This is a genomic window from uncultured Bacteroides sp., assembly GCF_902491285.1.
Lineage (GTDB): Bacteria > Bacteroidota > Bacteroidia > Bacteroidales > Bacteroidaceae > Bacteroides.
Genome location: NZ_CABUHK010000077.1, coordinates 1 through 24,994 on the forward strand (window position 1 = coordinate 1; position 24,994 = coordinate 24,994).

Here is a 24,994-nt window from a genome sequence, read left to right on the forward strand (position 1 = left end):
ACTTGTTTCTGCCAAATCTTTTCGGAGGAAAGTTTAAAAAACTATCCTCCGAAAGCTCTTTTTATCTTCCAAGCAGCGCTTTCTCCGCCTTCTCCATCCCACAGAAGTTGAATCCATCAACAACTTGTTGCATCAGAGCAGAAATCTCCGCGTTACAAAGGTTACCGATACTTCCTTCATGAGTGTGATGTACTTCTTTACTATGAGAAAATTTACCGGCTTCAATATCCAGCCCTACTTTTTTATATGCATCACGGAAAGGCATACCTTCACGTGCCAGACGATTCACCTCTTCTACACTAAAAATAAGCAAGTACTTATCATCATCAAGAATGTGTTCATTTACTTTAATCTCGTCTATGATATAGGTTGTCATCTGCAAACAATCCTTCAATTCCTGGAAAGCCGGCAAAAAGACCTCTTTGATAATCTGCAAATCACGGAAATAACCGGAAGGCAGGTTGTTGGCAATCATCATAATCTGTTGGGGAAGCGATTGCAGTTTGTTGCATTTGGCACGTGTAAGTTCAAACACATCCGGATTTTTCTTATGGGGCATAATACTGGATCCCGTAGTACAATCGTCGGGCAACTTCACAAAACCAAAGTTCTGACTGTTGAACATACAGGCATCGAAAGCCAGTTTGGCAATTGTACCGGCAATCGTAGCCAATGCAAAAGCAACATTACGCTCCAACTTTCCACGTCCCATTTGCGCATACACCACATTGTAGTTCATCGAATCAAACCCAAGCAGTTCAGTCGTCATTGTACGGTTCAGCGGGAAAGACGAACCATATCCGGCAGCAGACCCCAACGGATTACGGTTACACATTTTGAACGCAGCTTGCAGAAACATCATATCATCTACCAGACTTTCAGCGTAAGCGCCAAACCATAATCCGAAAGAAGAGGGCATGGCAATCTGTAAATGAGTATAACCAGGCATCAATACATTTTTATACCGCTCACTTTGGCGAGCCAACACATGAAAGAGTTGTTCTACCGCTTCAGCTATTTCCTTAATTTGCGTACGGGTAAAGAGTTTCAAGTCCAGCAACACCTGGTCATTTCGCGAACGGCCGCTATGGATTTTCTTTCCTATGTCACCTAAACGGCGGGTCAGCATCAATTCCACTTGGGAATGAACATCTTCCACTCCGTCTTCTATAACAAATTCCCCTTTTTCAGCCGAAGCATAAATATTCTTCAATTCAGCCAGCAACAGTTCCAGTTCTTCTTTCGTCAACAAGCCAATGCTCTCGAGCATCGTAATGTGAGCCATAGAACCAAGCACATCATGCTTAGCCAAATAAAGATCCATCTCCCGGTCACGACCAACCGTGAAGCGTTCAATATCTTTATTCACCTGTACGGATTTCTCCCAAAGTTTCTGTGCCATAAGCTTTCTCAAATAATAGCAGATTTAATAATTAATAATTGCCAGCATTTCAACCATCTTCTCCAGACCTTCCTGAAGAGGTTTCTGCACCATTGCTTTCATAAACGGATTAATATCCATTCCGATGGTTACTTTCATCTTACATTCTTCCTCGCCAGTTTCAACCAGTTGGATCCACATATTAAAAGGGATTGGTGAATTAGTCGTTGCTAACTTTATACATTTACAGGGTTCACGTTCTATTATTTGCAGTGTCAGTTGCCCAACAGGCGGCACACTAAAGCTCAATGTATCTGAATCAAAGCTCAAATCCTGCACCTTATCTTGCGGCAAACGATCTTTGACAGCTTCCAGATTACTCAAGTCCGAAAGTTTGTTATATACACGTTCCTGACTGTAAGGTATTACCTTAACACTACTCTCAAAATTACTCATAATATTCTTTTAGTATAAAACAAAAAAAGAACAATCCGGCCAATTCATGTCCGAATAGTTCTTTTTTCACAAATATGTTTTAAAACAAAGTCCTTATTTTCCAGCATCCCAATGAGCGGGGTCTTTACGCCATTCGTTCAATGTCTGTATGTCTTCTTCTTCAATGTAACCTGTACGAAGAGCCACATCGAGCACAGCTTCGTAATTGGTCAGTGTCACCAAAGTCACTTTGGCATTCTTAAATGCCTCTTCAGCAACAGGGAATCCGTAAGTATAAGCCGCAACCATACCAATCACTTCGCAACCATCGCGACGAATTGCTTCCACAGCCTTCAAACTGCTACCACCCGTAGAAATCAAATCTTCTACCACTACAACTTTCATACCCGGACGAAGTTCACCTTCGATCAGGTTTTCCAATCCATGGTCTTTGGGGGTAGAACGAACATACACGAACGGTAAATTCAATGCATCAGCCACCAAAGCTCCCTGCGGGATAGCACCAGTCGCCACACCTGCAATCGCATCCACCTGTCCGAATCGCTCCAATATCAGACGTGTAATTTCAATCTTCACAAAATTACGAAGAGAAGGATAGGACAGAGTTTTACGGTTATCACAGTAAAAGGGGGATTTCCATCCTGAAGCCCATGTGAAAGGGTTAGCGGGTTGAAGTTTAATAGCTTTAATCTTCAACAGTTTCTCCGCAAATAGTCTCTCTAAGTTTTTCATAACTAAACTAACTATTAATTATTTGCCGCAAAAGTACAGAAATTGAACGAGAATAAAAAGAAGAATCCGTTTATTTTTTCAGCCAATTTGTTCCTCCTCATCGGGAACGTCTATACAACGCTTGATATCTTTCAGTTCAAATCCACGGCTCATGGCAAATCGCATCAGTTTTCCATTCAGTTCATATTCATCTTGCGCATGAATACTTTTCCGTTTGGACGCCAACAAATCACGCAGAATGGAAAGATATTCATCTTCATCAATCTCATTCAGATAACGCCACGCCACGTCAGAGGGAATCCGCTTCATATAGAGCCCCTGGGCTATTTTCATCTTTCCCCACTTGGCAAACCGGAACTTATCGTTCACAAAAGCCCTGCAGAAACGTTCATCATCGATAAACTTCTCCGCTTCCAGTCGGTTAAGAATACGCGCAATGGTATCATAGGCAATTCCCCAACGTTGTAACTTCTCATTTATTTCTGCCCGGCAATGCTCGGCAGTAGAGCAATAAGAGGCAACACGATTTAAAGCCTCTTCATCTGTTAATTGTGCACTCATCGGTTAGCTGTAACTATTCTATCTTTTCCAAATATGTCTTTTATAACACGAACATCACGATATTGGTTCATTTCAAGTATGTGTGCTGTTTCCCGGCCATAAGCCTGGTTTATTTCAAAATAAAGTCTGCCGCCCAGCAAAAGCAAATCACGGCCCAAATCTGCAATCCGGCGATAGAACCGCAACGGGTCATCATCAGGAACAAATAAGGCAAGTTCCGGTTCCCAATCAAGTACATTGGCGTCCATTCCGTCCTTTTCCGCTTCTGTCACATAAGGCGGATTACTGACGATAATATCAAAAGAAGAGGTTTTCTCCCAATCATCGGATAAAACATCTCTTTGCCGAAACACGACGCCTGCTTCCAGTTCCTCATTATTAGCGTATGCAATTGCCAATGCATCTTCCGAAATATCCCACGCCTCTACTTTTGCATTCGGAAGTTTTTTAGCCAAAGAGATCGCGATACATCCGCTCCCCGTACCTATATCTAATAAGTGGCGGGCATCCGTATTCTCCCGGGCGATTAAATCCACCAATTCCGCAGTCTCAGGACGAGGAACCAGTACGCCGGGAGCCACTTTGAATCTCCTTCCATCAAACTCCGCAAAGCCACGAATGTACTGTATCGGCTCGTTTTTCTGCAAACGGAATATAATGTTTTCTAATTCACGCTCTTTGCATTCGGATAAAATTATATCTTTGCCGAGGTAAATATCAAGCGCATCCAAACATAACATGTCGCAACAGATCAGCATTGTAAGAGCTTTGACCTCTTCCGGCGGATAAATATCCTGCAAGGACTGGCGTATGTAAGTAGTGATACGATTCATATATTTACAATTTCGGACTGCAAAAGTAAGAATAATATAGCGAAGAGCACCAAAATGGAAGAAGAAAAATACATGAGACGCTGCATTGAGCTCGCCGGGAACGGGTTATGTAATGTATCTCCCAACCCGATGGTAGGGGCTGTCATCGTGTGTGACGGGCGTATTATCGGTGAGGGTTATCATATTCGTTGTGGAGAAGCACATGCCGAAGTTAACGCCATCCGTTCCGTCAAAGATGAGTCTTTATTGAAACGCTCCACAATCTATGTAAGCCTGGAACCTTGTTCCCACTATGGGAAAACCCCGCCTTGTGCCGACTTGATTATCGAGAAACAGATTCCGCGCATTGTCATAGGCTGCCAGGATCCTTTTTCTGAAGTAGCCGGACGCGGTATTCAAAAGTTACGGGACGCCGGACGGGAAGTAACAGTGGGCATATTAGAAAAAGAATGCAAACATTTGATTCGCCGTTTTATTACTTTCAATACACTTCACCGCCCTTTCATCACATTGAAATGGGCTGAATCAGCCGATCATTTCATTGACATAGAACGCACTGACGGCAAGCCGGTGATACTTTCCTCTCCACTTTCTTCCATGTTGGTGCACAAGAAAAGGGCAGAAGCCGATGCTATCATGGTAGGTCGGCGGACAGCCTTATTGGACAATCCATCATTGACTGTACGCAACTGGTATGGACGTAATCCAATACGCATCATTTTAGACCGCACCTTATCTCTTCCAAAGGATTTACAAATATTCGACGGAGAAATTCCAACATTAATCTTTACAGAGAAAGAACAACCGGAAAAGAAGAACGTTACTTACATCACCATTGATTTCAGTCATAACCCACTGATACAGATTATGAAAGAGCTATATCAACGTAAGATACAATCGTTATTGGTTGAAGGCGGAAGTCAATTGCTACAATCATTCATTAACAATGAACTATGGGATGAAGCATTTATCGAGAAGTGCCCCAGCAGGTTACATTCCGGTGTTAAAGCACCTGAAATAAGCGATAATTTTAGTTACTCGACGGAAAAACACTTCGAAAGACAGATTTGGCATTACGTTTATCGAAATTAGCTAAAATAGTCCTGCTCAGGGAGTTTTACGTCGATAAAAACAGTGTTATTATCTATAATTTTATATAAAACTTGCCGGTATTGTTCTTTATCGGAAAAAATGTTTCTATTTTTGCAACTTGTAAATAAACACAATCTTTCAAATGAGAATAAAGTTTTTATCATTCATTGCGAGTTTTTTCATGGTGTCATTTGTTATAACGTCATGTCTTGATGACGATAATAACATCGAATATAGCCCGGATGCGACTATACATGCGTTTAGTCTTGACACAATTGGGTATGGGATAACCTATAAATTCACTATTGACCAGCAAAAAGGTGAAATCTATAACGAGGACTCTCTCCCTGTTCATGCTGATACGATTATTGACAAGATTCTAATAAAGACTTTGACTACTGTTTCGGGAGTTATCACAATGAAGAATAAAGCCAATGAAGATTCTATTATCAACATCAATGATTCCATAGATCTTCGCGAAGCTTTAAAAGTCAAGGTATGGTCAACAGAAGCCTTAGCTGGTATATCTCCTAACCAAGTCAAAGAATACACCATTACAGTACGAGTGCATAAGCATGATCCGGATTCGTTGAAGTGGAATTATGTAGGAGCTATGCAGAATGAGATCGTAAACGAACAAAAAACGATTGAATTCAACAATAAATTCCTCACCTATTCTAAAGTAGGCAATCACTTAAAAGTATATCAAAATAGTGGTTTCTCCAGTTGGACTGCGGCAGGAGTAAATACAGAAGGCGACTTGAATGTATTGCCCAATTCCATACTCCCCTTAGATGGAGTTATATTGGCTACTGCAGACAATAAAGTATACGAATCAACAGATGGTATTAACTGGGCAACTTCAACTAAGTTCTCCGGTGAAGTGAACACATTCGTCTCTAAATTAAAGATAGAGAATGAAACAAAAATCACTTATATCAAAACAGAAGAGGGAAAAAGATATTTCTATTCCATATTGGAGTCACAATTATTAGACCAGCCGATAGAAACTCAAATCGAAGAGGTCAGCGAAAGATTCCCCATAGACAATATCTCTTATACAACCTTCAGCAAGGGAAAAAACAATCAGAACATCATTGTAGGAAAACATGAACCAGCAATAGAAATCGACATCAATAATAAAAAGGTGCCTGTTACCATATCATGGGGATATGACGGCAATACTTGGGTTGAATTAGGGGCAGCTACTGCAGTTGCTTATTGCCCTGCATTCGACAATCCGACTATTGTTTGCTATAACGACCTTTTCTACATTTTTGGAGATAAATTAGAATCGATTTATGTATCAATCAATGAAGGAGTTGCCTGGAAAAAAGCAAATAAAAAGTTCTCTTTTCCAAACCATGACTGGAGCAAATCCGACATCACTGTATCAACCGAAGAAAAACCCGAATTCAGAGGTAGAGAAAATTTTTCAGTAATACAAGATACAAAAGAAAAATTCATCTATATTTTATTCAGTAAAGAGGAAAATCTTACTTTTACTGAGGAAGTAGAAAAAGAAGAAGAAGAAACTCGGGCTACAGAGTCTAAAGATAGAGGTCCATACCATCATGATTCAGAAGTATGGCGTGCCCGTCTGAATCAGCTATGGTTTGACTTGGATCCGGAACACGCCGGTCAATAATAAAACGTATACGTTTAAAATAAAAAGATGTCCTATATAGAACAAATAGACAAAACTCGGATACCCCAACACGTAGCCATCATCATGGATGGCAACGGACGATGGGCAAAGCAACGAGGTGAAGAACGTACTTACGGTCACCGTGCAGGCGCAGAAACGGTACAGAGAATTACTGAGGATGCAGCCCGCGTGGGAGTGAAGTATCTGACCTTGTACACTTTCTCCACCGAGAACTGGAATCGACCGCAAGACGAAGTAGCGGCTCTGATGAATCTATTGCTAGATTCTATTGAAGAAGAGACACTGATGAAAAACAATATCCGCTTCAATGTAATCGGTGATTTCAAAAAATTGCCGGACGAAGTTCAGAAAAGTTTGACATCATGTATAGAACATACGGCTGGAAATACTGGGATGTGCCTGGTATTGGCTCTCAGTTACTCTTCCCGTTGGGAGATAACGGAAGCTGTCCGGCAAATAGCGATACAGGTTGAAAAGGGAGAACTATCCCCCGAACAAATAACAGATGAATGTATCGCATCTCATTTGGAAACGAAATTTATGCCCGACCCGGATTTATTAATCCGCACGGGGGGAGAAATCCGACTAAGCAACTATTTGCTATGGCAATGTGCTTATTCGGAACTTTATTTTTGTGATACCTTTTGGCCGGACTTCAATAAGGAAGAATTCTACAAAGCCATTTGTGAGTATCAACAACGGGAACGCCGCTTCGGCAAAACCAGCGAACAAATCAGCTAACATAACTTGAAACATCAAATTATAACATAAATGCATTATCGTATTTCCTATCTATTCATAACGTTTATCTGCCTGTGCTCCTTTGCGACAACAGGTATTGCGCAAAATGCCAGCACTGATGAAGACTCAAAACCTGTCATCTTATACTCGGGAACACCTAAAAAGTATGAGATAGCGGACATCAAAGTCGAAGGTGTGAAGAATTACGAAGACTATGTGTTGATTGGACTATCCGGACTATCGGTAGGACAGACAATCACTGTGCCGGGCGACGAAATCACCGGAGCAATCAAGCGTTATTGGCGTCACGGTTTGTTCTCAAATGTACAAATCACAGCCGAGAAAATAGAAGGCAACAAGATCTGGTTAAAAATCAGCCTGACACAGCGTCCACGTATATCAGATGTACGTTATCATGGCGTTAAGAAGTCCGAACGTACCGATTTGGAAGGCAAGTTAGGTATGGTGAAAGGTATGCAGATTACTCCGAATACCGTAGACCGTGCCAAGACATTGATTAAACGTTACTTCGACGATAAAGGATTCAAGAACGCAGAAGTCATCATCTCACAGAAAGACGATCCTTCCAGCGAAAACCAAGTAATTGTCGATATCGACATTGACAAGAAAGAGAAAATCAAAGTCCACGCCATTGAAATCGTTGGTAACTCCGCTATCAAAGCTTCCAAGCTGAAACGGGTGATGAAGAAAACCAACGAGAAAGGTAAACTTCGCAACCTCTTCCGCACAAAGAAATTCGTGCCGGAAAACTACGAGGCGGATAAGCAACTTATCATCGACAAGTATAATGAGCTTGGATACCGCGATGCTATGATTGCCAAAGATAGCATCTCACAATATGATGAAAAAACAGTCAATGTATATCTAAACATAGACGAAGGCCAGAAATATTATCTCCGTAATGTAACTTGGGTGGGTAATACACTTTATCCTTCCGAACAGTTGAACTACCTGCTTCGTATGAAGAAAGGGGATGTATACAACCAGAAGTTATTGAACGAACGTATCTCTACGGATGATGACGCTATCGGTAACCTATATTACAACAACGGCTACCTGTTTTACAACCTCGATCCGGTGGAAGTAAACATTGTCGGCGACTCTATCGACCTCGAAATGAGAATCTATGAAGGCCGCCAGGCTACCATCAACAAGATCAACATCAGCGGTAATGACCGTTTGTATGAGAACGTTGTCCGTCGTGAGCTTCGTATCCGCCCGGGACAACTGTTCAGCAAGGAAGACTTGATGCGTTCTTTGCGTGAGATCCAGCAGATGGGACACTTTGACCCGGAAAAACTACAACCGGACATCCAGCCGGATCCGATGAACGGAACTGTTGACATAGGTTTGCCGCTGACTTCAAAAGCAAACGACCAGGTAGAGTTCTCGGCAGGTTGGGGACAAACCGGTATTATCGGTAAGTTAAGCTTGAAGTTCACCAACTTCTCCGTTGCCAACTTGCTCCATCCGGGGGAAAACTACCGTGGTATCCTGCCGCAAGGTGACGGACAGACATTAACCATCAGTGGACAAACGAATGCTAAATACTATCAATCGTACAGTATTTCATTCTTCGACCCCTGGTTTGGCGGAAAGCGTCCGAACTCATTCTCAGTATCAGCTTTCTTCTCTGTACAGACAGATATCAGTAGCCGTTACTACAATTCCAGCTACTTCAATAACTACTACAATAGTATGTATAGCGGTTATGGCGGCTATGGTATGTACAACTACGGTAACTACAACAACTACGAAAATTACTATGACCCTGACAAGTCTATCAAGATGTGGGGACTTTCCGTAGGTTGGGGTAAACGTTTGAAATGGCCGGATGACTACTTCACACTCTCCGCAGAGTTGGCTTATCAACGCTATAACCTGAGTGACTGGCAATATTTCCCGGTAACCAACGGTAAATGTAATGACCTGAGCATCTCGTTGACTTTGGCACGTAACTCCATTGACAATCCGATCTTCCCGCGTTCGGGTTCTGACTTCTCTTTGTCAGTTCAGTTCACACCGCCTTACTCGCTGATGGACGGTAAAGATTATAAGGGATATTATAGCAATCCAGAGACTGGTAGCATAACCCAGGACAACATGAATAAGCTCCATAAATGGATTGAATACCACAAATGGAAATTCAAAGGCAAAACATATACTCCGCTGATGGATCCGGTTGCTCACCCGAAATGTCTGGTATTGATGACACGTACGGAATTCGGTCTGTTGGGTCACTACAACCAATACAAGAAATCACCGTTCGGCACATTCGACGTAGGTGGTGACGGTATGACCGGTTATTCAACCTATGCAACGGAAAGTATCGCCCTGCGTGGTTACGAAAACAGCTCATTGACCCCGTACGGTTCCGAAGGTTATGCTTATGCACGTCTCGGCATCGAATTAAGATATCCGTTGATGCTGGAAACAAGTACTAACATTTATGTGTTAGGTTTCCTTGAAGCAGGTAACGCATGGCATGATATCAAGAAATTCAATCCGTTCGAGTTGAAACGCTCCGCCGGTGTCGGTGTTCGTATCTTCTTGCCGATGATTGGTATGATGGGTATCGACTGGGGTTACGGTTTCGATAAAGTATTTGGTTCTAAACAATATGGCGGAAGTCAATTCCACTTTATCTTAGGACAAGAATTCTAATGTATCACAAAAAACTAAACGTCATGAGAAAATCTATTCTATTAATCATGTTGCTGTTTGCAGTCGATATGACGGCAAACGCACAGAAATTTGCACTGATCGATACGGAATATATTATGAAGAATATTCCGGCTGCTCAAAGCGCCAATGAGCAAATGCAAGAAGCTACGAAAAAATACCAGAGCGCAGTAGAAGCTCTGGCAAAGGAAGCACAGAAGATGTTCCAGGATTACCAGGCGAAATCTTCCACACTCTCTGCCTCACAAAAGACAAAGAAAGAGGACGAGATCGTAGCTAAGGAAAAAGAAGCAGCCGAACTGAAACGTAATTATTTCGGCCCGGAAGGCGAATTAGCCAAGATGAGAGACAAGCTGCTGACTCCGATTCAAGATGATATTTATGAAGCTGTGAAAGCCATATCACAACAACATGGATATGACATAGTGGTCGACAGAGCCTCTGCTGCAGGTATAATTTTTGCAAATCCACGTATAGATATTAGTGATGAAATACTAAGAAAATTAGGATATTCAAATTAATTTCATACATTTGCATCCGGAAATAACTAAAAATCATTCAAATAAATTATAGAACTATGCTAAAAAAAATTGCACTTGTAATGTTGCTTGCACTCCCAATGGGTGTATTTGCACAGAACCTGAAATTCGGTCATATCAATGCACAGGAGATTATCACTGTAATGCCGGAATTTACTAAAGCCCAAAACGACATTCAAACATTGGAAAAACAACTCACAGCCGAACTTCAAAGAACTCAGGAAGAATTCAATAAAAAATATCAGGAATTCCAACAAGCTATCGCCAAAGACTCTCTTCCGGCCAATATCGCTGAGAGAAGGCAGAAAGAGTTGCAGGATATGATGCAAAGACAAGAACAGTTCCAGCAAGATGCCCAACAACAGATGGCAAAAGCACAGAATGACGCAATGGCTCCTATCTACCAGAAGTTGGACGGTGCTATCAAAGCTGTTGGCGCGGCAGAAGGTGTAATCTATATCTTCGACCTGGCAAGAACTCCGATTCCATATGTTAATGAAGCACAAAGCATCAACTTAACAAACAAGGTTAAGGCACATCTCGGTATCAAATAAGTATAGATACCTGAAGAAAGAAATTCTAAAAGAGAAAGCGAAAGAAGTTTAAACTTCTTTCGCTTTCTCTTTTTTTGGCGTACATTTGCGTATATAAATCCTGTTTGTCATGAATCAACATCTATCACATATACCCGGCCCCATTGGAGTGTTCGACTCCGGTTACGGCGGTCTGACCATCTTGGACAAGATAAGAGAAGCATTACCGGAATATGATTATATGTATCTGGGAGATAACGCCCGCGCCCCTTACGGAACACGCTCTTTTGAAGTCGTATATGAGTTCACGCGGCAAGCTGTCAACAAACTATTCGAGATGGGATGCCATTTGGTGATATTAGCCTGCAACACAGCTTCCGCCAAAGCTTTACGCAGTATTCAAATGAATGATTTGCCGAATATTGATCCGGCACGCCGCGTACTCGGGGTGATTCGTCCTACCGTAGAATGTATCGGCAACATTAGCAAGAACCAGCATATCGGTGTACTGGCAACGGCAGGCACCATCAAATCCGAATCTTATCCACTGGAAATACATAAGCTGTTCCCTGACATTCAAGTAAGCGGAGTAGCATGCCCAATGTGGGTGCCATTAGTAGAAAATAATGAATCGAAAAGCGACGGAGCCGACTACTTCATTCGCAAATACATCGACCAATTACTCTCAAAAGACCCGCAAATAGACACCGTCATCCTGGGATGTACCCACTTCCCGCTCCTTCTTCCTAAAATCCGGCAATATATCGCCAATGACATTAGTGTAATCTCACAAGGCGAATATGTGGCAGAAAGCCTGAAAGATTATTTAAGAAGGCATCCGGAAATGGACGCAAAGTGCACAAAGAACGGAAACTGCCAATTTTACACCACAGAAGCAGAAGAGAAGTTCTCTGAATCAGCGTCTACATTTCTAAACCGTGAAATTAGCGTAAAACACATAACGCTCGAATAAATATTACGGAAAGAATAACCATTTGTCCCTCTTTTTTGTTATATTTGTAGGTAACAACCCCTAATACCATAAGATCATGAAAGAAGAAGATTTTAGCAAGTCAATAGAAGTATTCTCCGGTTCTCCATGGGAAGCCGAAATCATCAAAGGGTTATTAGAGAGTAATAATATCCTCTGCGTTATCAAAGACGGGATTATGGGAACACTCGCTCCCTATATCGCCCCTTCCGTTTCTATCCTTGTCACTGAGGAGCAATACGAAGTCGCCACGGAACTTATCAGAAGCCGTGCCGAGAAAGATAGCGACTGATACGATTCAAACTTTCTTTGATATTCTCCAATGAATCAGCATAGGAGAAACGTACATACCCTTCCCCTCCCGTTCCAAAGTCCACGCCGGGAGTAATGCCGACATGCGCATGTTCGACACATCGAACGCAAAGCGATAAGAGTCGGTGGTAAATTTACGTGCATTGGCAAAAACATAAAATGCGCCTTGCGGTACTACCTTGATTTCAAATCCTATCTCCCGAAGACAGGCAATCATATATTTCCGACGCTCATCATAAATTTGCCTCATACGCTCAACATCCAAGTCAGCCTGACGCAATGCGGCAATTCCTGCTTGTTGGGCAACACTGGACACACAGATAAATTAAGTCCCGTTGCAACTTCTGCTAAGATAATTCTTTCTAGCCTGTTTTTGTAACATATCGGCAAAAATATCTATATTTGTACTTTCAAATCGTTAGTAAAGATGAAACAGGAATTTACACGAATCGCAGTAAAAGTAGGAAGCAATGTATTGGCACGTCGCGATGGAACGCTGGACGTCACCCGCATGTCGGCACTTGTCGACCAAATAGCGGAATTACATAAATCCGGTGTGGAAATCATTATGGTTTCTTCGGGAGCCGTTGCTTCCGGACGCAGTGAAATACACCCGCAAAAGAAACTCGACAGTGTAGACCAGCGTCAGCTATTTTCTGCTGTCGGGCAGGCTAAACTAATCAACCGCTACTACGAACTTTTCCGCGAACACGGCATTGCTGTCGGTCAAGTACTGACTACGAAAGAGAATTTTGGTACTCGCCGCCATTATCTGAACCAAAAAAACTGTATGACGGTGATGCTCCAAAATAATGTCATTCCTATTGTCAATGAAAACGATACGATTTCTGTCAGTGAACTGATGTTCACGGACAACGACGAACTATCCGGTCTCATCGCTTCCATGATGGATGCACAAGCGCTTATCATCTTAAGCAATATTGACGGCATTTATAATGGTTCTCCTGCCGATCCCAATTCTTCCGTTATTCGGGAAATCGGTCATGGCAAAGATTTATCCAATTACATCCAGGCATCCAAGTCCAGCTTCGGTCGGGGTGGCATGTTGACAAAAACAAATATTGCCCGCAAAGTAGCTGACGAGGGAATTACAGTCATCATCGCCAACGGGAAACGTGACAATATCCTGGTCGACTTGCTGCAATGCCCCGAAAATACACTTTGCACACGTTTTATCCCTTCAAAAGAAGCGGTATCCAGTGTCAAAAAATGGATTGCCCACAGTGAAGGATTTGCAAAAGGAGAAATCCATATCAATGAGTGCGCCACAGAAGTTTTAAACTCAGAGAAAGCGGTCAGCATACTTCCGATTGGAATCACCCGTATTGAAGGAGAATTTGAAAAAGACGACATTGTGCGCATCATAGATTTTCAAGGAAACCAGGTGGGCGTAGGAAAAGTCAATTGCGACTCAAAGCAAGCACAAGAAGCTATTGGGAAACACGGAAAAAGACCGGTGGTACACTATGACTATCTGTATATCGAATAAAAACAGTATCAACAAAACAGCATAAAATAAGTTGCAAATAGAAATACCAAACGCTTTATTTGCAATAAATTATTAATAGCAGTATATTTGTTCACTAGAACAAACAATATAACTCCATGCTATTAAAACATTGGCATTTTGCACTTATAACCATCATCTTCTTAACTACCTCCTGCGGAAGTGACAAGGATGAACCAGCAGTGAGCTCAACTCCGCCTTTTCCTGTCGGTAAAGAGTTTAATGTAAGTCTAGACATCGCCCCTTTTCTTGAAGTAGACGAACAACCATTAGGACGTTCAGTCACCTCCGACCTACCCGGCGGATTATACGCAGTCAACGTATTTTGGAAAGGGAAAGGTCTGAGCTCTTTCCAACCTTATGCATCCGGTCTTTTCGACGATCCTTACAGAGTGGAAATAGGGTTAATCGTAGGATATACCTACCGGTTTGATTGCAGTTTCTTAGATTATAAAGACTCTCCATACGGCAAAGTGGAAAATGACATTCCCCTTTATGGTCTTCCTTTCTCATGTTCCCCCTCAAAAGGAATAGATGGACATATCACCAATGACTTATTGATTTCAATTAATCCTCTAAATATCAATCAGTCATTCTACCAACATATATATAAAGGTGAAATGCAAATGAAACAGGACAGTACAAGCATTCATCCCACCGTTAAGCGCTTCTTCGGCAGCCAGCAGCTAGAGTTTTTGACTCCGAGTACAAACACTTCCGTTTCCATCTCATTAAAACGCGCCTATTATTCGGTACAATTCACCACAAACGAGTTAAATCCCGGTGACTCCATCAAAATCACAGCAACAGATATTTCACCGCTTTATCTATTATACTCTCCCGACGGAATATCAAAATCTGAAGAACGGAACATTTCAATGTACGACATATCAGATTATTACACAGCAAGGTTAAAGGAAGACGAGACAATTGGATTCACCATCACCTACCGACCGGCCGACGAAGAAGAATGGCATACCATATACGCTGACCAAAATCTTAAAATGAAAAGAAATAAAAAGAACATAATCAAAATAACCAAGATAGACAAATATATAAATGATGCCACCATCTCTTTCGGTGAGAATGCCGAGATGGAAGAAGCAGAACAGGAAATTGGGGAATAATCAATCATATCAAAGTTAAACAACTACTAAAAAACATGCATATGAAAATCAAACATCTTATGATTACAGGCTGCCTATTCACAGCTTTCACCTTACAGTCATGTATTAAAGAGAAAGATCTGTATCAGGCACCGCCCACTACTTATTCGGAACTTAACTTAAAACTGGACGGAGATTACCTTTTCACCGAACTGCCCATGGCACGTTCTACGAAGCCGACTGTAATTGACGAAAGCAAAACAATAGTAGGAATCGCCCTATCTATGACATCTAAAGATGGAGCAAATCCGACTTCAAAGCCATATGCCTATGGAATATTTCAATTAGACAAAGCCAAGAACCCTGAGAATTTAAAAATAAGAGTCATCGACGGATATACATATCGAATATCCTGCTCTATGATAGCCAATGCAAAGGATTCCATACTAATGGAAGCTAACAGTTTTGCGGCCCCATTCGATTTAGAACGTAACGGAAAAATCAAAGGGGAATGCTTGAATAAGTTCCTTACCACCGAGCAAGCAGATGGAGTTAAATTCTTATATAATATCGAAAACCCTAAAATACAAACAAGCAATGGAGAACAAAACAACTGTGGTCGCCCATTTATCGAACGTTATCATGGACTAATAGACAAGTTAAACGTTACAGATGGAATGGAAAATCCGATTACACTCTATCGCCGTTTTTTCGGAGTCAAGTTCAAACAAACAGGTTTGGAAAGCGGACAACTCAGAATACAATTGGACGATGCGCCAAGTATTTATTTGGATGCGAGTGAGGATATTCATAAAACTGTTGAAACCGGATTGAGAATGGTCAGCATGAAAAATCTGACAGCAAACATACCTACTGGTCCCAACCAGCACTTGACCGAGAACATAAAAGTGGCAGTCTATTGGAAAAAGAACCCGGGAGAGGATGAAAAACAAATAATCAACAGTACCATTACTTTTAAAAGAAACTATATACACATCATTGCATTAACCAATATCGACCATATAGGAACACCGGGCAATATAGGAATCGAAATAGAAGAAGGAGAAATGGGAGAAGATCCTGAACAAGATATTCCATGGCAAAGGAATTTTTAATTATAGCCCTTAGCACAAATAGCCTCAGTGTATCAAGCACATAAGGGAAATGAGCCAGTCCGCATTGAGATGAAACTCATGCAATTGAGAAAAGCGACCTCCTTAGAGAAAAGTCAGTATCTCTACATTTATGCCAGTGTCCATACTGAGAAACTAGAGTATCTGCACTAAGAAACTTCAGTTTCCCTATGCAGAAACTCCCGTTTCCACGCTTGGGAACTTCAGTTTCCAGCCTAGAAACGGGAGTTCCGACGTAAGAAACCATTGTTGCATATATATGATTGTACCGTTTGCTATAAAGGATTTGTTGTTTTATACTGTGTTGCAGATAATGTGTATCTGCAACCATCTGCAACAGGTATCTGCAACGCTATAATCGTCTAGTAACTAACACATTGCACCCGTTTTGTTGCAGCGTTGCAGATACTTGCACACTTTTTAATCTTATAGTAGTGAAAAAGTCACATCAAATTAGCCAAAAACTGTACGAAAATGAATAAAACTGCGCAGAAATGAAAGATATTAAGAAAGCATTACTATAGAATAACAACATTTCCAACCGAGGGCATACAAATTATACATCTATTATATCATACACTTTATACATCTATGTATTATACACTGACGTATAACTAGTATATTTGTAACAATATTCAATTATATGTATTCTCCGATCCTCTTTTGAACTCTGGTTTAAAAGAGAGTACTATAAATAACTATCCAACATTTATTTTGTTTTTCAACAGGTTTTATTCACATCATTCACTATATTTGCATAGTTTATCTTTCCATTTAATGCAAAAAAGGAGCAAATGACTACAAATTCAAACGAAACCTTTGCTGCCGTACAGGCAGCAAGTCGGGAATTAGCCTTGCTGAGTGATGACACCATCAATCAGATTTTAAACGCAGTGGCTGACGCAGCAGTTGCAGAAACGTCTTTCATTCTTGCCGAGAATGAGAAGGACCTCGCACGAATGGACAAAAATGATCCGAAGTACGACCGGTTGAAATTGACGGAAGAACGTTTGAAAGGCATTGCGGCGGATACACGTAATGTAGCTACACTCCCCTCTCCTTTGGGTAAAGTACTGAAAGAAACGGTTCGTCCTAATGGAATGAGGCTGACGAAGGTCAGCGTTCCTTTTGGAGTGATAGGGATTATCTATGAAGCACGCCCTAATGTCAGTTTCGATGTATTCTCTCTTTGCCTGAAGAGTGGGAACGCTTGCGTTTTGAAAGGTGGAAGTGACGCTGACTGTTCCAACCGTGCTATCATCAGTGTGATTCATGAAGTACTGAAAAGATTCAATGTCAATCCGCATATTGTAGAACTGCTTCCAGCCGACAGAGAGGCTACGGCAGCACTACTAAATGCAGTAGGCTATGTCGATCTGATTATCCCCAGAGGGAGTAGCAGGCTCATCAATTTTGTACGTGAGAATGCGAGGATTCCCGTTATTGAAACAGGGGCCGGCATTTGCCATACTTACTTTGACGAGTTTGGAGACGTAAGTAAGGGGGCGGATATTATCCACAATGCCAAGACACGCAGGGTGAGCGTATGCAATGCATTGGATTGCACCATCGTACATGAGAAAAGATTGGCAGAACTGCCTGTACTCTGCGAGAAGTTGAAAGACAGTAATGTGATTATTTATGCTGACCCGCAGGCTTATCAAGCATTAGAAGGACATTATCCAGCCGAACTCTTGCAGCATGCGAAAGCAGAAAGTTTCGGTACGGAATTCTTGGATTACAAAATGGCCGTCAAAACTGTGAGGAGCTTTGAAGATGCCCTGGGGCATATTCAGGAAAACAGTTCGAAACATAGTGAATGCATAGTCACGGAAAACAAGGAGCGTGCGGCGTTGTTTGCAAAGATAGTAGATGCTGCTTGTGTATATGCAAATGTATCCACAGCTTTCACCGACGGAGCGCAATTCGGCTTAGGAGCCGAAATAGGTATCAGCACGCAAAAACTGCATGCACGGGGGCCGATGGGACTGGAAGAGATCACTTCTTACAAATGGCTCATCGAAGGAGATGGACAGACTAGAAGAAGTTGAGAGTTGAGAATTAAGAATAAGGTATTGAGAATTCAAAAAAATAAAAGATATGAAGAAATTTACTTGTGTACAGGACATTGGCGATTTAAAATCAGCCATCGAAGAATCGTTCATAATTAAGAAAGACCGTTTCAAATATGTAGAATTGGGAAGAAACAAGACATTGATGATGATCTTCTTCAACTCCAGTCTGCGTACCCGCCTCAGCACACAGAAAGCTGCGCTTAATCTGGGGATGAATGTAATGGTATTGGATATCAACCAAGGTGCCTGGAAACTGGAAACTGAACGGGGCGTTATCATGGATGGTGATAAGCCGGAGCATTTATTAGAAGCTATCCCTGTGATGGGATGCTACTGCGATATAATCGGAGTACGTTCTTTTGCCCGTTTCGAGAATCGTGATTTCGATTATCAAGAGACCATTCTGAATCAGTTTATCCAATATTCCGGCCGTCCGGTATTCTCTATGGAAGCTGCCACCCGTCATCCGTTACAGAGTTTTGCCGACTTGATCACTATCGAAGAATATAAGAAGACAGCACGTCCCAAGGTGGTTATGACATGGGCTCCGCATCCACGTCCATTGCCGCAGGCTGTCCCCAATTCTTTTGCGGAGTGGATGAACGCTACCGATTATGATTTTGTCATCACTCATCCGGAAGGATACGAACTGGCTCCCGAATTTGTAGGAAATGCCAAAGTAGAGTATGACCAGATGAAGGCTTTTGAAGGAGCTGATTTTGTATATGCCAAAAACTGGGCTGCCTATGCAGGTGACAATTACGGACAGATACTGAGCAAAGACCGCGAATGGACAGTCAGTGACCGCCAGATGGCCGTAACCAACAATGCTTATTTCATGCACTGCCTGCCGGTTCGCAGAAATATGATCGTTACGGACGATGTCATTGAAAGCCCGCAATCAATCGTCATCCCGGAAGCCGCCAACCGTGAAATCTCGGCAACGGTGGTTCTGAAAAGACTATTGGAAGGACTGGAATAACAGAACGGTAAACTAGCCATAAAAAAACGGTGAACAATAAATCACAAGATGCATTTGTTGTTCACCGTTTATCGTTTATAATTCACGATTTGCCGTCTCACTTTTCTATCTCTTTGCCGGCTTCCTGCCAGGAGTTGAATCCCTTATCAAGATCAAAGACTTTATAGCCTTTCGCACTCAGGATGGCAGCAGCCCTCTTACTTCGTTTGCCACTACGGCAATACACAGCTACCGGTTTGTCCTTTTGCAATAATGAGTCCGCCATGGCAGCAAAAGAATCATCCATCACATTGATGTTAATCGTTTTTGCGATATGGCCTTCCGAATATTCTGCAAGCGTGCGGACATCCAGACGCTGTATATCCTCACCCTGAATAAGAGTATCAAAATCCTCTACATTCATTGATTTAAAGTCTCCTTTCTGCTGACAAGAGAAGAGGGAAGAAATAAATAAAAATATTCCCACGGCCAGTTGATTCATTTTAAACATATATACTCAATTATTCAATTCAGTTCCGGGATATAATCAAATCCGGGATCACAATACTTATCTGATTCTTCGCCAGTTCCATCCTCACCGTACTTGTAATATTTAAATTTAATCTTTATCGTCCGGTCAGGATTCTCTGCATTTACATATTGCGCCAGAGGAACAGAGATGTAAGCGCGTCGGTTGTAATACTCCGCATCGCTGTTCGCATCATGATATAATAACATAGTTACAATGCCTTTTGTTTCCAGCTCGGATACATCTTCCACTATGCCGAAAACATGTCCCTTGCCTGTGTTGACCTTTAGATTCAGAATCATATTCAGATAATTCCGTCCAAGCCAAATACTGACCATCTCTACAGGATCCTTCTTGATACCATCCTTATAAACCGGATCGTCTTCCGGTTTAGGGTCAAGCGTCACAAGTGATTGCAAAGAATAAATCCGGGCACCTTCCGGCAGCACTTCATAATTACTCATTACACGTCTGGAAGTATTCGGAGAAATAGTAGAACCTGTACGGTCTTCCCAAACAGGCAACAACGCTCCTTTGTCAGGAATAAGCGTCTGTATACTGCCATCTTCCCCAGCCTCTACCGTAACAAATTCCAGTTTTACCGAAGGATAATAATAGTCATCATCCCCACAAGCAGTCATCAGGAAAAGTAATCCCCACAACCAGATACTATGTAATTTTCTTCTCATCGGCAAGCAGCTAAATAATTGACTAACGGATTGGAATACATTAACAACAACTTCTCACGCAAAAATTCTTCATCCTTATCCGGAATATTTATCTTGCCCAATTGTTGTTCGATATAGTTTATAAACTGTTGTTTTTCCTCCCCGGTATAGTTGGAGGCAAATTCCGTCGTACCATTCAGCCAGTCGTATGCAACATAATTGCCCGGATAAATACGGTAGTTGCGATGGATTCTGCGGTCGATGCATGAAGAAATGCGGGCAAACAGTTCCGGTTTCGGCAATGAACGGTCTAAACATTGCAATTCATCATTTATACAGGGGGCAACCTGGAAATGCACTCTCCCCTTATAGCCGAACAGTCCGGTCTGCATATTAATCAAATCGTCCTGAGTGGTCTTCTTGTACCCCTCTACATCCCTTTTCAACTGAAACTCCTGCGCTTTCAGAAAGTCGCAAGGGTCATACTCATATGAAATGGCAAGCGGAGCAATATTCATTTCCATCAGGCGCTCTACCAGGTCGCCTTCGCCCCCCATTGCCAACATTTTCAAAACACTGTCCTGCGTACGGTCATTAGAGTCCTTCGCACGTCCTTCACGCTGCGCAATCCAGATAGACTGTTTTTTCTGCGAAATGGTGTAATGCATATAACGGGACATTCGTGCCGAAGATTCAAGCATCTGCCGCATGGTCAATGCCCGCTGCACAATAAAGGACTTGTTGACACGAACCAGTTTCTTTATCCAGGGATAAATCAGCAAATTGTCCCCGATCGCAATCTCAACAGTATTCATCCCCTGGTCAATCAGCAGAATGGAAAGAAAGCCTGAGTCAAGAATAATATCCCTGTGATTTGATATATATGTATAAGCCTTGCTCTTATCCGGCACGGCGGTATGATCCAGTGTCAATCCGGCGGTATGATCGGCCGCTATCTTCCACAAAATGCCGTAGCAGAATGTTTCCTGGAAATCAAGCTTTGTCTTACAAGCACGCATTTTCTGCGCCAGAAGTTCGAATGGAACGTTCGGTATAGCTCCGGTGGCGGCTTTTTGAAAAGCCGGATCGGCAATCAGTTCCTCAAAGATTTGAGGAAGTTCCTCATCATTGTAAGGACGAATTTCATTAAACTCTGTCAGATCCATCATGTGATTAAAATTTGTTTTCAATAATATCAGTCATCACATCCTTTATATCCAGTCCGGCTGCACGCACTTGCTGGGGAATAAAACTGGTAGCAGTCATTCCCGGAGTTGTATTCACTTCAAGAAGGTTCAGTTTTTCACCGGCAGTTACTATATAATCTACACGGATAATGCCAGAGCAACCCAATATATCATAGATAGCCGAAGTCAACTTCTGTACACGTCCGGTCAGTTCGTCCGAGATGCGTGCGGGAGTGATTTCATCTACCTGCCCATTGTATTTTGCATCGTAATCAAAAAACTCATTATGCGTCACCACTTCCGTAGGCGGGAAGACTACCGTTTTCTCTTTGGTCTTGTAGCAACCGCAAGTCAGCTCCGTTCCTTCCATAAATGCTTCGACAATCACCTCTTCCGCTTCTCCGAAAGCCTTAACAATGGCCGGTTGGATTTGTTCTTTCGTTTTCACTTTCGTAACGCCGAAGCTCGATCCCCCCAGACTGGGCTTAATAAAGCAAGGCAAACCGATCTTTTCAATGACATCTTCGTCGGAAACCGATTGTCCCTGACGCAGCAGCAATGATTCGGCAATGCGTACGCCAAAAGCTTTCAGATATTGGTTGCAGGCAAATTTATCATAGGTAATAGCGGCGGCCAATACCCCACAGCAGGAATACGGAATACGCATCATGTCAAAATAGCCTTGCAAGCGACCATCCTCGCCCGGTGTGCCGTGGATGGTGATATAAGCAAAATCGAACACCACTTTTTCCGTCCCGTTCGTAAAGCTAAAATCATTTCTGTCCACCGGAACCCTGTTTCCGTCCGGCAATTGTACTTCCCAGCGGCGACCTTCCATCTCCACAATGTACAAATTATACTTTTCCTTATCTATAAAGGAATAAATGCCCTGTGCACTACGCAGGGAAACTACGATTTCAGAGGTATCCCCTCCTGCTACGATAGCAATGTTGCGTTTCATTCTAATTCTCTGTTACTTATATAGCCTCTCCACTTCTCGATAAGCCGGGCCATGTCATCCGGAAGTTCGGAAGTAAAATACATCTCCTCACCAGTGACGGGATGCACAAAGCCCAACGTCATAGCATGCAAAGCCTGTCGGGGACAAGTGTCAAAGCAATTATTTACAAACTGTTTGTATTTACTAAAATGAGTACCTTTCAGTATCTCGTGACCGCCATAGCGCTCGTCATTGAACAACACATGGCCGATATGTTTCATATGAACACGAATCTGATGTGTACGCCCTGTTTCCAAAATACATTCCACAAGAGTTACATATCCCAAACGTTCCAGTACGCGATAATGAGTGACGGCATGTTTTCCCACAGTCGGGTCGGACATCACTGCCATTTGCATCCTGTCTCTCGGATTCCGGGCAATATTACCGACGATGGTTCCTTCATCCTGTTCTACAGTTCCCCATACCAGAGCGCGATACTTGCGTTTGGTCGTTTTATTGAAGAACTGGATTCCCAGATTTGTCTTGGCATCCGGTGTTTTAGCAATCACCAACAAGCCCGAAGTGTCTTTATCAATCCGGTGGACAAGTCCGACGTGCGGGTCGTTCGCATCATAATCGGCGTTATCTTTCATATGCCAGGCAAGAGCATTGACCAACGTGCCATGATAATTCCCGTGTCCCGGATGCACCACCAGTCCGGCAGGCTTGTTGACGACCATCAGATAGGGGTCTTCATAAACAATATTAAGGGGAATATCTTCCGGAATAATTTCATTTTCATAACGCGGACGGTCCATCATCACCGTGATGACATCCAACGGCTTCACTTTATAGCTGCTTTTCACCGGTTTACCGTTAGCCATAACAAATCCGTCTTCGGCAGCTTTCTGGATACGGTTGCGCGAAGCATTGACAATACGTTCGAACAGATATTTGTCGACTCTGACCATCGCCTGCCCTTTATCCACAACCACGCGGAAGTGTTCATAAAGCTGGGATTCGTCACCGACAGGTTCTATATCATCCAAATCATTTTCCAGTTCATCCGGTAATTCTTCCTCTATCATGTATGAGTCTGTTTCTGTTATTTATCAATTAAAACCAGCTATCATCCTGAGTGGATGATGCATCCGACGGCACAGGTTTTTCCGTATCCGTATCATCACCAATTATGTCTTCTTCGGTCATATCACCAGCTCCGTTTCCTACCATCAATGTCAGGGAAGCACCCACGGGTACTTTTTCTCCTGCCGCCAACTGACGTCCCTGATACTTCACGCCATATACCCAGTCTTTCTCACCATGTATCAATTGGATCTCGGTCAGTTTGAAGCCGGCACTCTGCAACTTGGCCTCTGCCTGCCGGAGGGAACTATTATCTGCCACATCAGGAATGACGCGCAAAGGAATATCCTGTGTATTGACGGTCAGGTAAACAGTACGGCCTTCTTTTACCTTATCTCCAACTCCCGGTTTTAAATCAAGAACAATACCTGCGGCCTTATCCTTGACATATTTGGTATCGGAAATCACACATACCAGCCCATGATTACGGAACATTTTGGTGGCTTCTTCCACCGTCATTCCTTTCACATCGGGCACCATAACCGTCTCCCCATGATGTGTATGTATATCAAGCCATTTCAACACACCGAATACCATCACTACCACCACCACAATCATGGCGATAATATTCAACCAGAAAAATTTATTTGTTTTAAAAGAAAAGAATTCTTTAATAGTCATACGCATTGCTGTTAATATGCGCCAAAGATACTACAAAATAGTTGAACTTTTAAAAAGTAGGCGATGAAAAATGACCTCATTTACGACGCAAGGACACTTATCATCGCCAGAATTGTTGCAACTATAATCCCCACTCCTATAGATTTCAACAACCTTATTATGATTATACGGGTTTTCAGTTCCCGGATATATTCTTCCATCGTATATGTTTGCTTATTTATGTTTTTCCTTATTTCGGCTACAAAGAAAAGCAAAAAAGAATAAACAAGAGCCAACAGCAGAGCATTTTAACATTCTATTCCTCAAAAAACAGAAGGAAATAAAAAAGGCAGAGATCAAATTCTCTGCCTTTTTTATTTCCTTGATGACAAGTGATTATTACTTCTGTCCGTTGTACTCATCAGAAACAGTCAGTTTCTTTCTGCCTTTTGCACGGCGGGCAGCTAATACTCTACGACCATTAGCCGATGCCATTCTCTCACGGAAACCGTGTTTGTTCTTTCTCTTTCTGTTAGAGGGTTGAAATGTTCTTTTCATTACTGTATCTTGTTTTT

Annotated in this window: 25 protein-coding genes and 1 pseudogene; 13 read left to right on the top strand and 13 right to left on the bottom strand. The window is 42.3% G+C overall.

Annotated features, from left to right (window positions below):
* Positions 1 to 61 precede the first annotated feature (61 nt).
* The 5 genes from argH to prmC all read right to left on the bottom strand — a co-directional run bounded on the left by argH (position 62) and on the right by prmC (position 3,963).
* Positions 62 to 1,402 (bottom strand): argininosuccinate lyase, encoded by a 1,341-nt coding sequence (argH, locus tag RDN93_RS17205; protein WP_308746655.1) that lies wholly within the window; start codon positions 1,400 to 1,402, stop codon positions 62 to 64.
* Between the two features lie 24 nt (positions 1,403 to 1,426).
* Positions 1,427 to 1,837 carry an SRPBCC family protein gene (locus RDN93_RS17210; protein ID WP_308746656.1) on the bottom strand — a complete coding sequence of 137 codons (411 nt, stop codon included), beginning with the start codon at positions 1,835 to 1,837 and terminating at the stop codon, positions 1,427 to 1,429.
* Between the two features lie 93 nt (positions 1,838 to 1,930).
* Positions 1,931 to 2,569 (bottom strand): orotate phosphoribosyltransferase, encoded by a 639-nt coding sequence (gene pyrE, locus RDN93_RS17215; protein WP_004299787.1) that lies wholly within the window; start codon positions 2,567 to 2,569, stop codon positions 1,931 to 1,933.
* A 78-nt stretch (positions 2,570 to 2,647) separates the two neighbouring features.
* A complete protein-coding gene (locus tag RDN93_RS17220; RefSeq protein WP_308746657.1) occupies positions 2,648 to 3,130 on the bottom strand; it encodes a regulatory protein RecX in 483 nt (160 codons plus the stop codon).
* The gene (prmC, locus tag RDN93_RS17225; RefSeq protein WP_308746658.1) at positions 3,127 to 3,963 is read right to left on the bottom strand and encodes a peptide chain release factor N(5)-glutamine methyltransferase; all 837 of its coding nucleotides are present in this window, start codon (positions 3,961 to 3,963) and stop codon (positions 3,127 to 3,129) included. Before prmC ends, RDN93_RS17220 begins: the two co-directional genes overlap by 4 nt.
* Positions 3,964 to 4,017: 54 nt before the next feature.
* On the opposite strand from prmC, the gene ribD reads away from it, so the two are divergent.
* The 8 genes from ribD (at position 4,018) to RDN93_RS17265 (ending at position 12,523) form a co-directional block, all read left to right on the top strand.
* Positions 4,018 to 5,055 (top strand): bifunctional diaminohydroxyphosphoribosylaminopyrimidine deaminase/5-amino-6-(5-phosphoribosylamino)uracil reductase RibD, encoded by a 1,038-nt coding sequence (ribD, locus tag RDN93_RS17230; protein WP_308746659.1) that lies wholly within the window; start codon positions 4,018 to 4,020, stop codon positions 5,053 to 5,055.
* A 142-nt stretch (positions 5,056 to 5,197) separates the two neighbouring features.
* Positions 5,198 to 6,703, top strand: coding sequence for a DUF6242 domain-containing protein (locus tag RDN93_RS17235; protein ID WP_308746660.1), 1,506 nt, complete (start codon positions 5,198 to 5,200; stop codon positions 6,701 to 6,703).
* 27 nt (positions 6,704 to 6,730) lie between these two features.
* Positions 6,731 to 7,465 (top strand): isoprenyl transferase, encoded by a 735-nt coding sequence (locus tag RDN93_RS17240; RefSeq protein WP_308746661.1) that lies wholly within the window; start codon positions 6,731 to 6,733, stop codon positions 7,463 to 7,465.
* 30 nt (positions 7,466 to 7,495) lie between these two features.
* Positions 7,496 to 10,150: an outer membrane protein assembly factor BamA gene (gene bamA / locus RDN93_RS17245; RefSeq protein WP_308746662.1), complete on the top strand. Its 2,655-nt coding sequence runs from the start codon at positions 7,496 to 7,498 to the stop codon at positions 10,148 to 10,150.
* A gap of 23 nt (positions 10,151 to 10,173) precedes the next feature.
* Positions 10,174 to 10,689 (top strand): OmpH family outer membrane protein, encoded by a 516-nt coding sequence (locus tag RDN93_RS17250; RefSeq protein ID WP_308746663.1) that lies wholly within the window; start codon positions 10,174 to 10,176, stop codon positions 10,687 to 10,689.
* A gap of 56 nt (positions 10,690 to 10,745) precedes the next feature.
* Entirely contained in the window at positions 10,746 to 11,261 is a 516-nt protein-coding gene (locus RDN93_RS17255) for an OmpH family outer membrane protein (RefSeq protein WP_308746664.1), read from the top strand.
* Positions 11,262 to 11,370: 109 nt separating this feature from the next.
* Positions 11,371 to 12,213, top strand: a complete 843-nt coding sequence (gene murI, locus RDN93_RS17260; RefSeq protein WP_308746665.1) for a glutamate racemase — start codon at positions 11,371 to 11,373, stop codon at positions 12,211 to 12,213.
* A 76-nt stretch (positions 12,214 to 12,289) separates the two neighbouring features.
* Positions 12,290 to 12,523, top strand: a complete 234-nt coding sequence (locus RDN93_RS17265) for a DUF2007-related protein (protein WP_308746666.1) — start codon at positions 12,290 to 12,292, stop codon at positions 12,521 to 12,523.
* On the opposite strand, the pseudogene RDN93_RS17270 reads toward RDN93_RS17265, so the two are convergent.
* Positions 12,492 to 12,890: pseudogene (locus tag RDN93_RS17270) on the bottom strand (aminotransferase class I/II-fold pyridoxal phosphate-dependent enzyme); the annotation flags it as partial. The gene RDN93_RS17265 and the pseudogene RDN93_RS17270 sit on opposite strands and share 32 nt — an antisense overlap.
* A gap of 80 nt (positions 12,891 to 12,970) precedes the next feature.
* Here RDN93_RS17270 and proB point away from each other — a divergent pair.
* The 5 genes from proB to RDN93_RS17295 all read left to right on the top strand — a co-directional run bounded on the left by proB (position 12,971) and on the right by RDN93_RS17295 (position 19,367).
* Positions 12,971 to 14,053, top strand: coding sequence for a glutamate 5-kinase (gene proB / locus RDN93_RS17275; RefSeq protein ID WP_308746667.1), 1,083 nt, complete (start codon positions 12,971 to 12,973; stop codon positions 14,051 to 14,053).
* 116 nt (positions 14,054 to 14,169) lie between these two features.
* A complete protein-coding gene (locus RDN93_RS17280; RefSeq protein WP_308746668.1) occupies positions 14,170 to 15,198 on the top strand; it encodes a hypothetical protein in 1,029 nt (342 codons plus the stop codon).
* A gap of 41 nt (positions 15,199 to 15,239) precedes the next feature.
* Positions 15,240 to 16,292, top strand: a complete 1,053-nt coding sequence (locus RDN93_RS17285) for a hypothetical protein (RefSeq protein WP_308746669.1) — start codon at positions 15,240 to 15,242, stop codon at positions 16,290 to 16,292.
* 812 nt (positions 16,293 to 17,104) lie between these two features.
* Positions 17,105 to 18,361: a glutamate-5-semialdehyde dehydrogenase gene (locus tag RDN93_RS17290; protein ID WP_308746670.1), complete on the top strand. Its 1,257-nt coding sequence runs from the start codon at positions 17,105 to 17,107 to the stop codon at positions 18,359 to 18,361.
* Between the two features lie 49 nt (positions 18,362 to 18,410).
* Entirely contained in the window at positions 18,411 to 19,367 is a 957-nt protein-coding gene (locus RDN93_RS17295) for an acetylornithine carbamoyltransferase (RefSeq protein ID WP_308746671.1), read from the top strand.
* Positions 19,368 to 19,464: 97 nt separating this feature from the next.
* Here the strand turns inward: RDN93_RS17295 and RDN93_RS17300 are convergent, their stop codons facing one another.
* From RDN93_RS17300 to rpmH, 7 genes are all read right to left on the bottom strand, one after another.
* The gene (locus RDN93_RS17300) at positions 19,465 to 19,857 is read right to left on the bottom strand and encodes a rhodanese-like domain-containing protein (protein ID WP_308746672.1); all 393 of its coding nucleotides are present in this window, start codon (positions 19,855 to 19,857) and stop codon (positions 19,465 to 19,467) included.
* Positions 19,858 to 19,871: 14 nt separating this feature from the next.
* Positions 19,872 to 20,564 carry a NigD-like C-terminal domain-containing protein gene (locus RDN93_RS17305; RefSeq protein ID WP_308746673.1) on the bottom strand — a complete coding sequence of 231 codons (693 nt, stop codon included), beginning with the start codon at positions 20,562 to 20,564 and terminating at the stop codon, positions 19,872 to 19,874.
* On the bottom strand, positions 20,561 to 21,709 hold the full coding sequence (locus RDN93_RS17310) for a 1-acyl-sn-glycerol-3-phosphate acyltransferase (protein WP_308746677.1): 1,149 nt from the start codon (positions 21,707 to 21,709) through the stop codon (positions 20,561 to 20,563). Before RDN93_RS17310 ends, RDN93_RS17305 begins: the two co-directional genes overlap by 4 nt.
* A gap of 7 nt (positions 21,710 to 21,716) precedes the next feature.
* Positions 21,717 to 22,691 (bottom strand): D-alanine--D-alanine ligase, encoded by a 975-nt coding sequence (locus tag RDN93_RS17315; RefSeq protein WP_308746674.1) that lies wholly within the window; start codon positions 22,689 to 22,691, stop codon positions 21,717 to 21,719.
* Positions 22,688 to 23,761 carry an RluA family pseudouridine synthase gene (locus RDN93_RS17320; RefSeq protein WP_308746675.1) on the bottom strand — a complete coding sequence of 358 codons (1,074 nt, stop codon included), beginning with the start codon at positions 23,759 to 23,761 and terminating at the stop codon, positions 22,688 to 22,690. Before RDN93_RS17320 ends, RDN93_RS17315 begins: the two co-directional genes overlap by 4 nt.
* A gap of 28 nt (positions 23,762 to 23,789) precedes the next feature.
* On the bottom strand, positions 23,790 to 24,440 hold the full coding sequence (locus tag RDN93_RS17325) for a PASTA domain-containing protein (RefSeq protein ID WP_308746676.1): 651 nt from the start codon (positions 24,438 to 24,440) through the stop codon (positions 23,790 to 23,792).
* A 378-nt stretch (positions 24,441 to 24,818) separates the two neighbouring features.
* On the bottom strand, positions 24,819 to 24,977 hold the full coding sequence (gene rpmH, locus RDN93_RS17330; protein ID WP_004299762.1) for a 50S ribosomal protein L34: 159 nt from the start codon (positions 24,975 to 24,977) through the stop codon (positions 24,819 to 24,821).
* Between the last annotated feature and the right edge of the window lie 17 nt (positions 24,978 to 24,994).

Coding starts and splice junctions, on each gene's coding strand:
- argH (WP_308746655.1), bottom strand. CDS start 1,402: ATGGCACAGAAACTTTGGGAGAAATCCGTACAGGTGAATAAAGATATT.
- RDN93_RS17210 (WP_308746656.1), bottom strand. CDS start 1,837: ATGAGTAATTTTGAGAGTAGTGTTAAGGTAATACCTTACAGTCAGGAA.
- pyrE (WP_004299787.1), bottom strand. CDS start 2,569: ATGAAAAACTTAGAGAGACTATTTGCGGAGAAACTGTTGAAGATTAAA.
- RDN93_RS17220 (WP_308746657.1), bottom strand. CDS start 3,130: ATGAGTGCACAATTAACAGATGAAGAGGCTTTAAATCGTGTTGCCTCT.
- prmC (WP_308746658.1), bottom strand. CDS start 3,963: ATGAATCGTATCACTACTTACATACGCCAGTCCTTGCAGGATATTTAT.
- ribD (WP_308746659.1), top strand. CDS start 4,018: ATGGAAGAAGAAAAATACATGAGACGCTGCATTGAGCTCGCCGGGAAC.
- RDN93_RS17235 (WP_308746660.1), top strand. CDS start 5,198: ATGAGAATAAAGTTTTTATCATTCATTGCGAGTTTTTTCATGGTGTCA.
- RDN93_RS17240 (WP_308746661.1), top strand. CDS start 6,731: ATGTCCTATATAGAACAAATAGACAAAACTCGGATACCCCAACACGTA.
- bamA (WP_308746662.1), top strand. CDS start 7,496: ATGCATTATCGTATTTCCTATCTATTCATAACGTTTATCTGCCTGTGC.
- RDN93_RS17250 (WP_308746663.1), top strand. CDS start 10,174: ATGAGAAAATCTATTCTATTAATCATGTTGCTGTTTGCAGTCGATATG.
- RDN93_RS17255 (WP_308746664.1), top strand. CDS start 10,746: ATGCTAAAAAAAATTGCACTTGTAATGTTGCTTGCACTCCCAATGGGT.
- murI (WP_308746665.1), top strand. CDS start 11,371: ATGAATCAACATCTATCACATATACCCGGCCCCATTGGAGTGTTCGAC.
- RDN93_RS17265 (WP_308746666.1), top strand. CDS start 12,290: ATGAAAGAAGAAGATTTTAGCAAGTCAATAGAAGTATTCTCCGGTTCT.
- proB (WP_308746667.1), top strand. CDS start 12,971: ATGAAACAGGAATTTACACGAATCGCAGTAAAAGTAGGAAGCAATGTA.
- RDN93_RS17280 (WP_308746668.1), top strand. CDS start 14,170: ATGCTATTAAAACATTGGCATTTTGCACTTATAACCATCATCTTCTTA.
- RDN93_RS17285 (WP_308746669.1), top strand. CDS start 15,240: ATGAAAATCAAACATCTTATGATTACAGGCTGCCTATTCACAGCTTTC.
- RDN93_RS17290 (WP_308746670.1), top strand. CDS start 17,105: ATGACTACAAATTCAAACGAAACCTTTGCTGCCGTACAGGCAGCAAGT.
- RDN93_RS17295 (WP_308746671.1), top strand. CDS start 18,411: ATGAAGAAATTTACTTGTGTACAGGACATTGGCGATTTAAAATCAGCC.
- RDN93_RS17300 (WP_308746672.1), bottom strand. CDS start 19,857: ATGTTTAAAATGAATCAACTGGCCGTGGGAATATTTTTATTTATTTCT.
- RDN93_RS17305 (WP_308746673.1), bottom strand. CDS start 20,564: ATGAGAAGAAAATTACATAGTATCTGGTTGTGGGGATTACTTTTCCTG.
- RDN93_RS17310 (WP_308746677.1), bottom strand. CDS start 21,709: ATGGATCTGACAGAGTTTAATGAAATTCGTCCTTACAATGATGAGGAA.
- RDN93_RS17315 (WP_308746674.1), bottom strand. CDS start 22,691: ATGAAACGCAACATTGCTATCGTAGCAGGAGGGGATACCTCTGAAATC.
- RDN93_RS17320 (WP_308746675.1), bottom strand. CDS start 23,761: ATGATAGAGGAAGAATTACCGGATGAACTGGAAAATGATTTGGATGAT.
- RDN93_RS17325 (WP_308746676.1), bottom strand. CDS start 24,440: ATGACTATTAAAGAATTCTTTTCTTTTAAAACAAATAAATTTTTCTGG.
- rpmH (WP_004299762.1), bottom strand. CDS start 24,977: ATGAAAAGAACATTTCAACCCTCTAACAGAAAGAGAAAGAACAAACAC.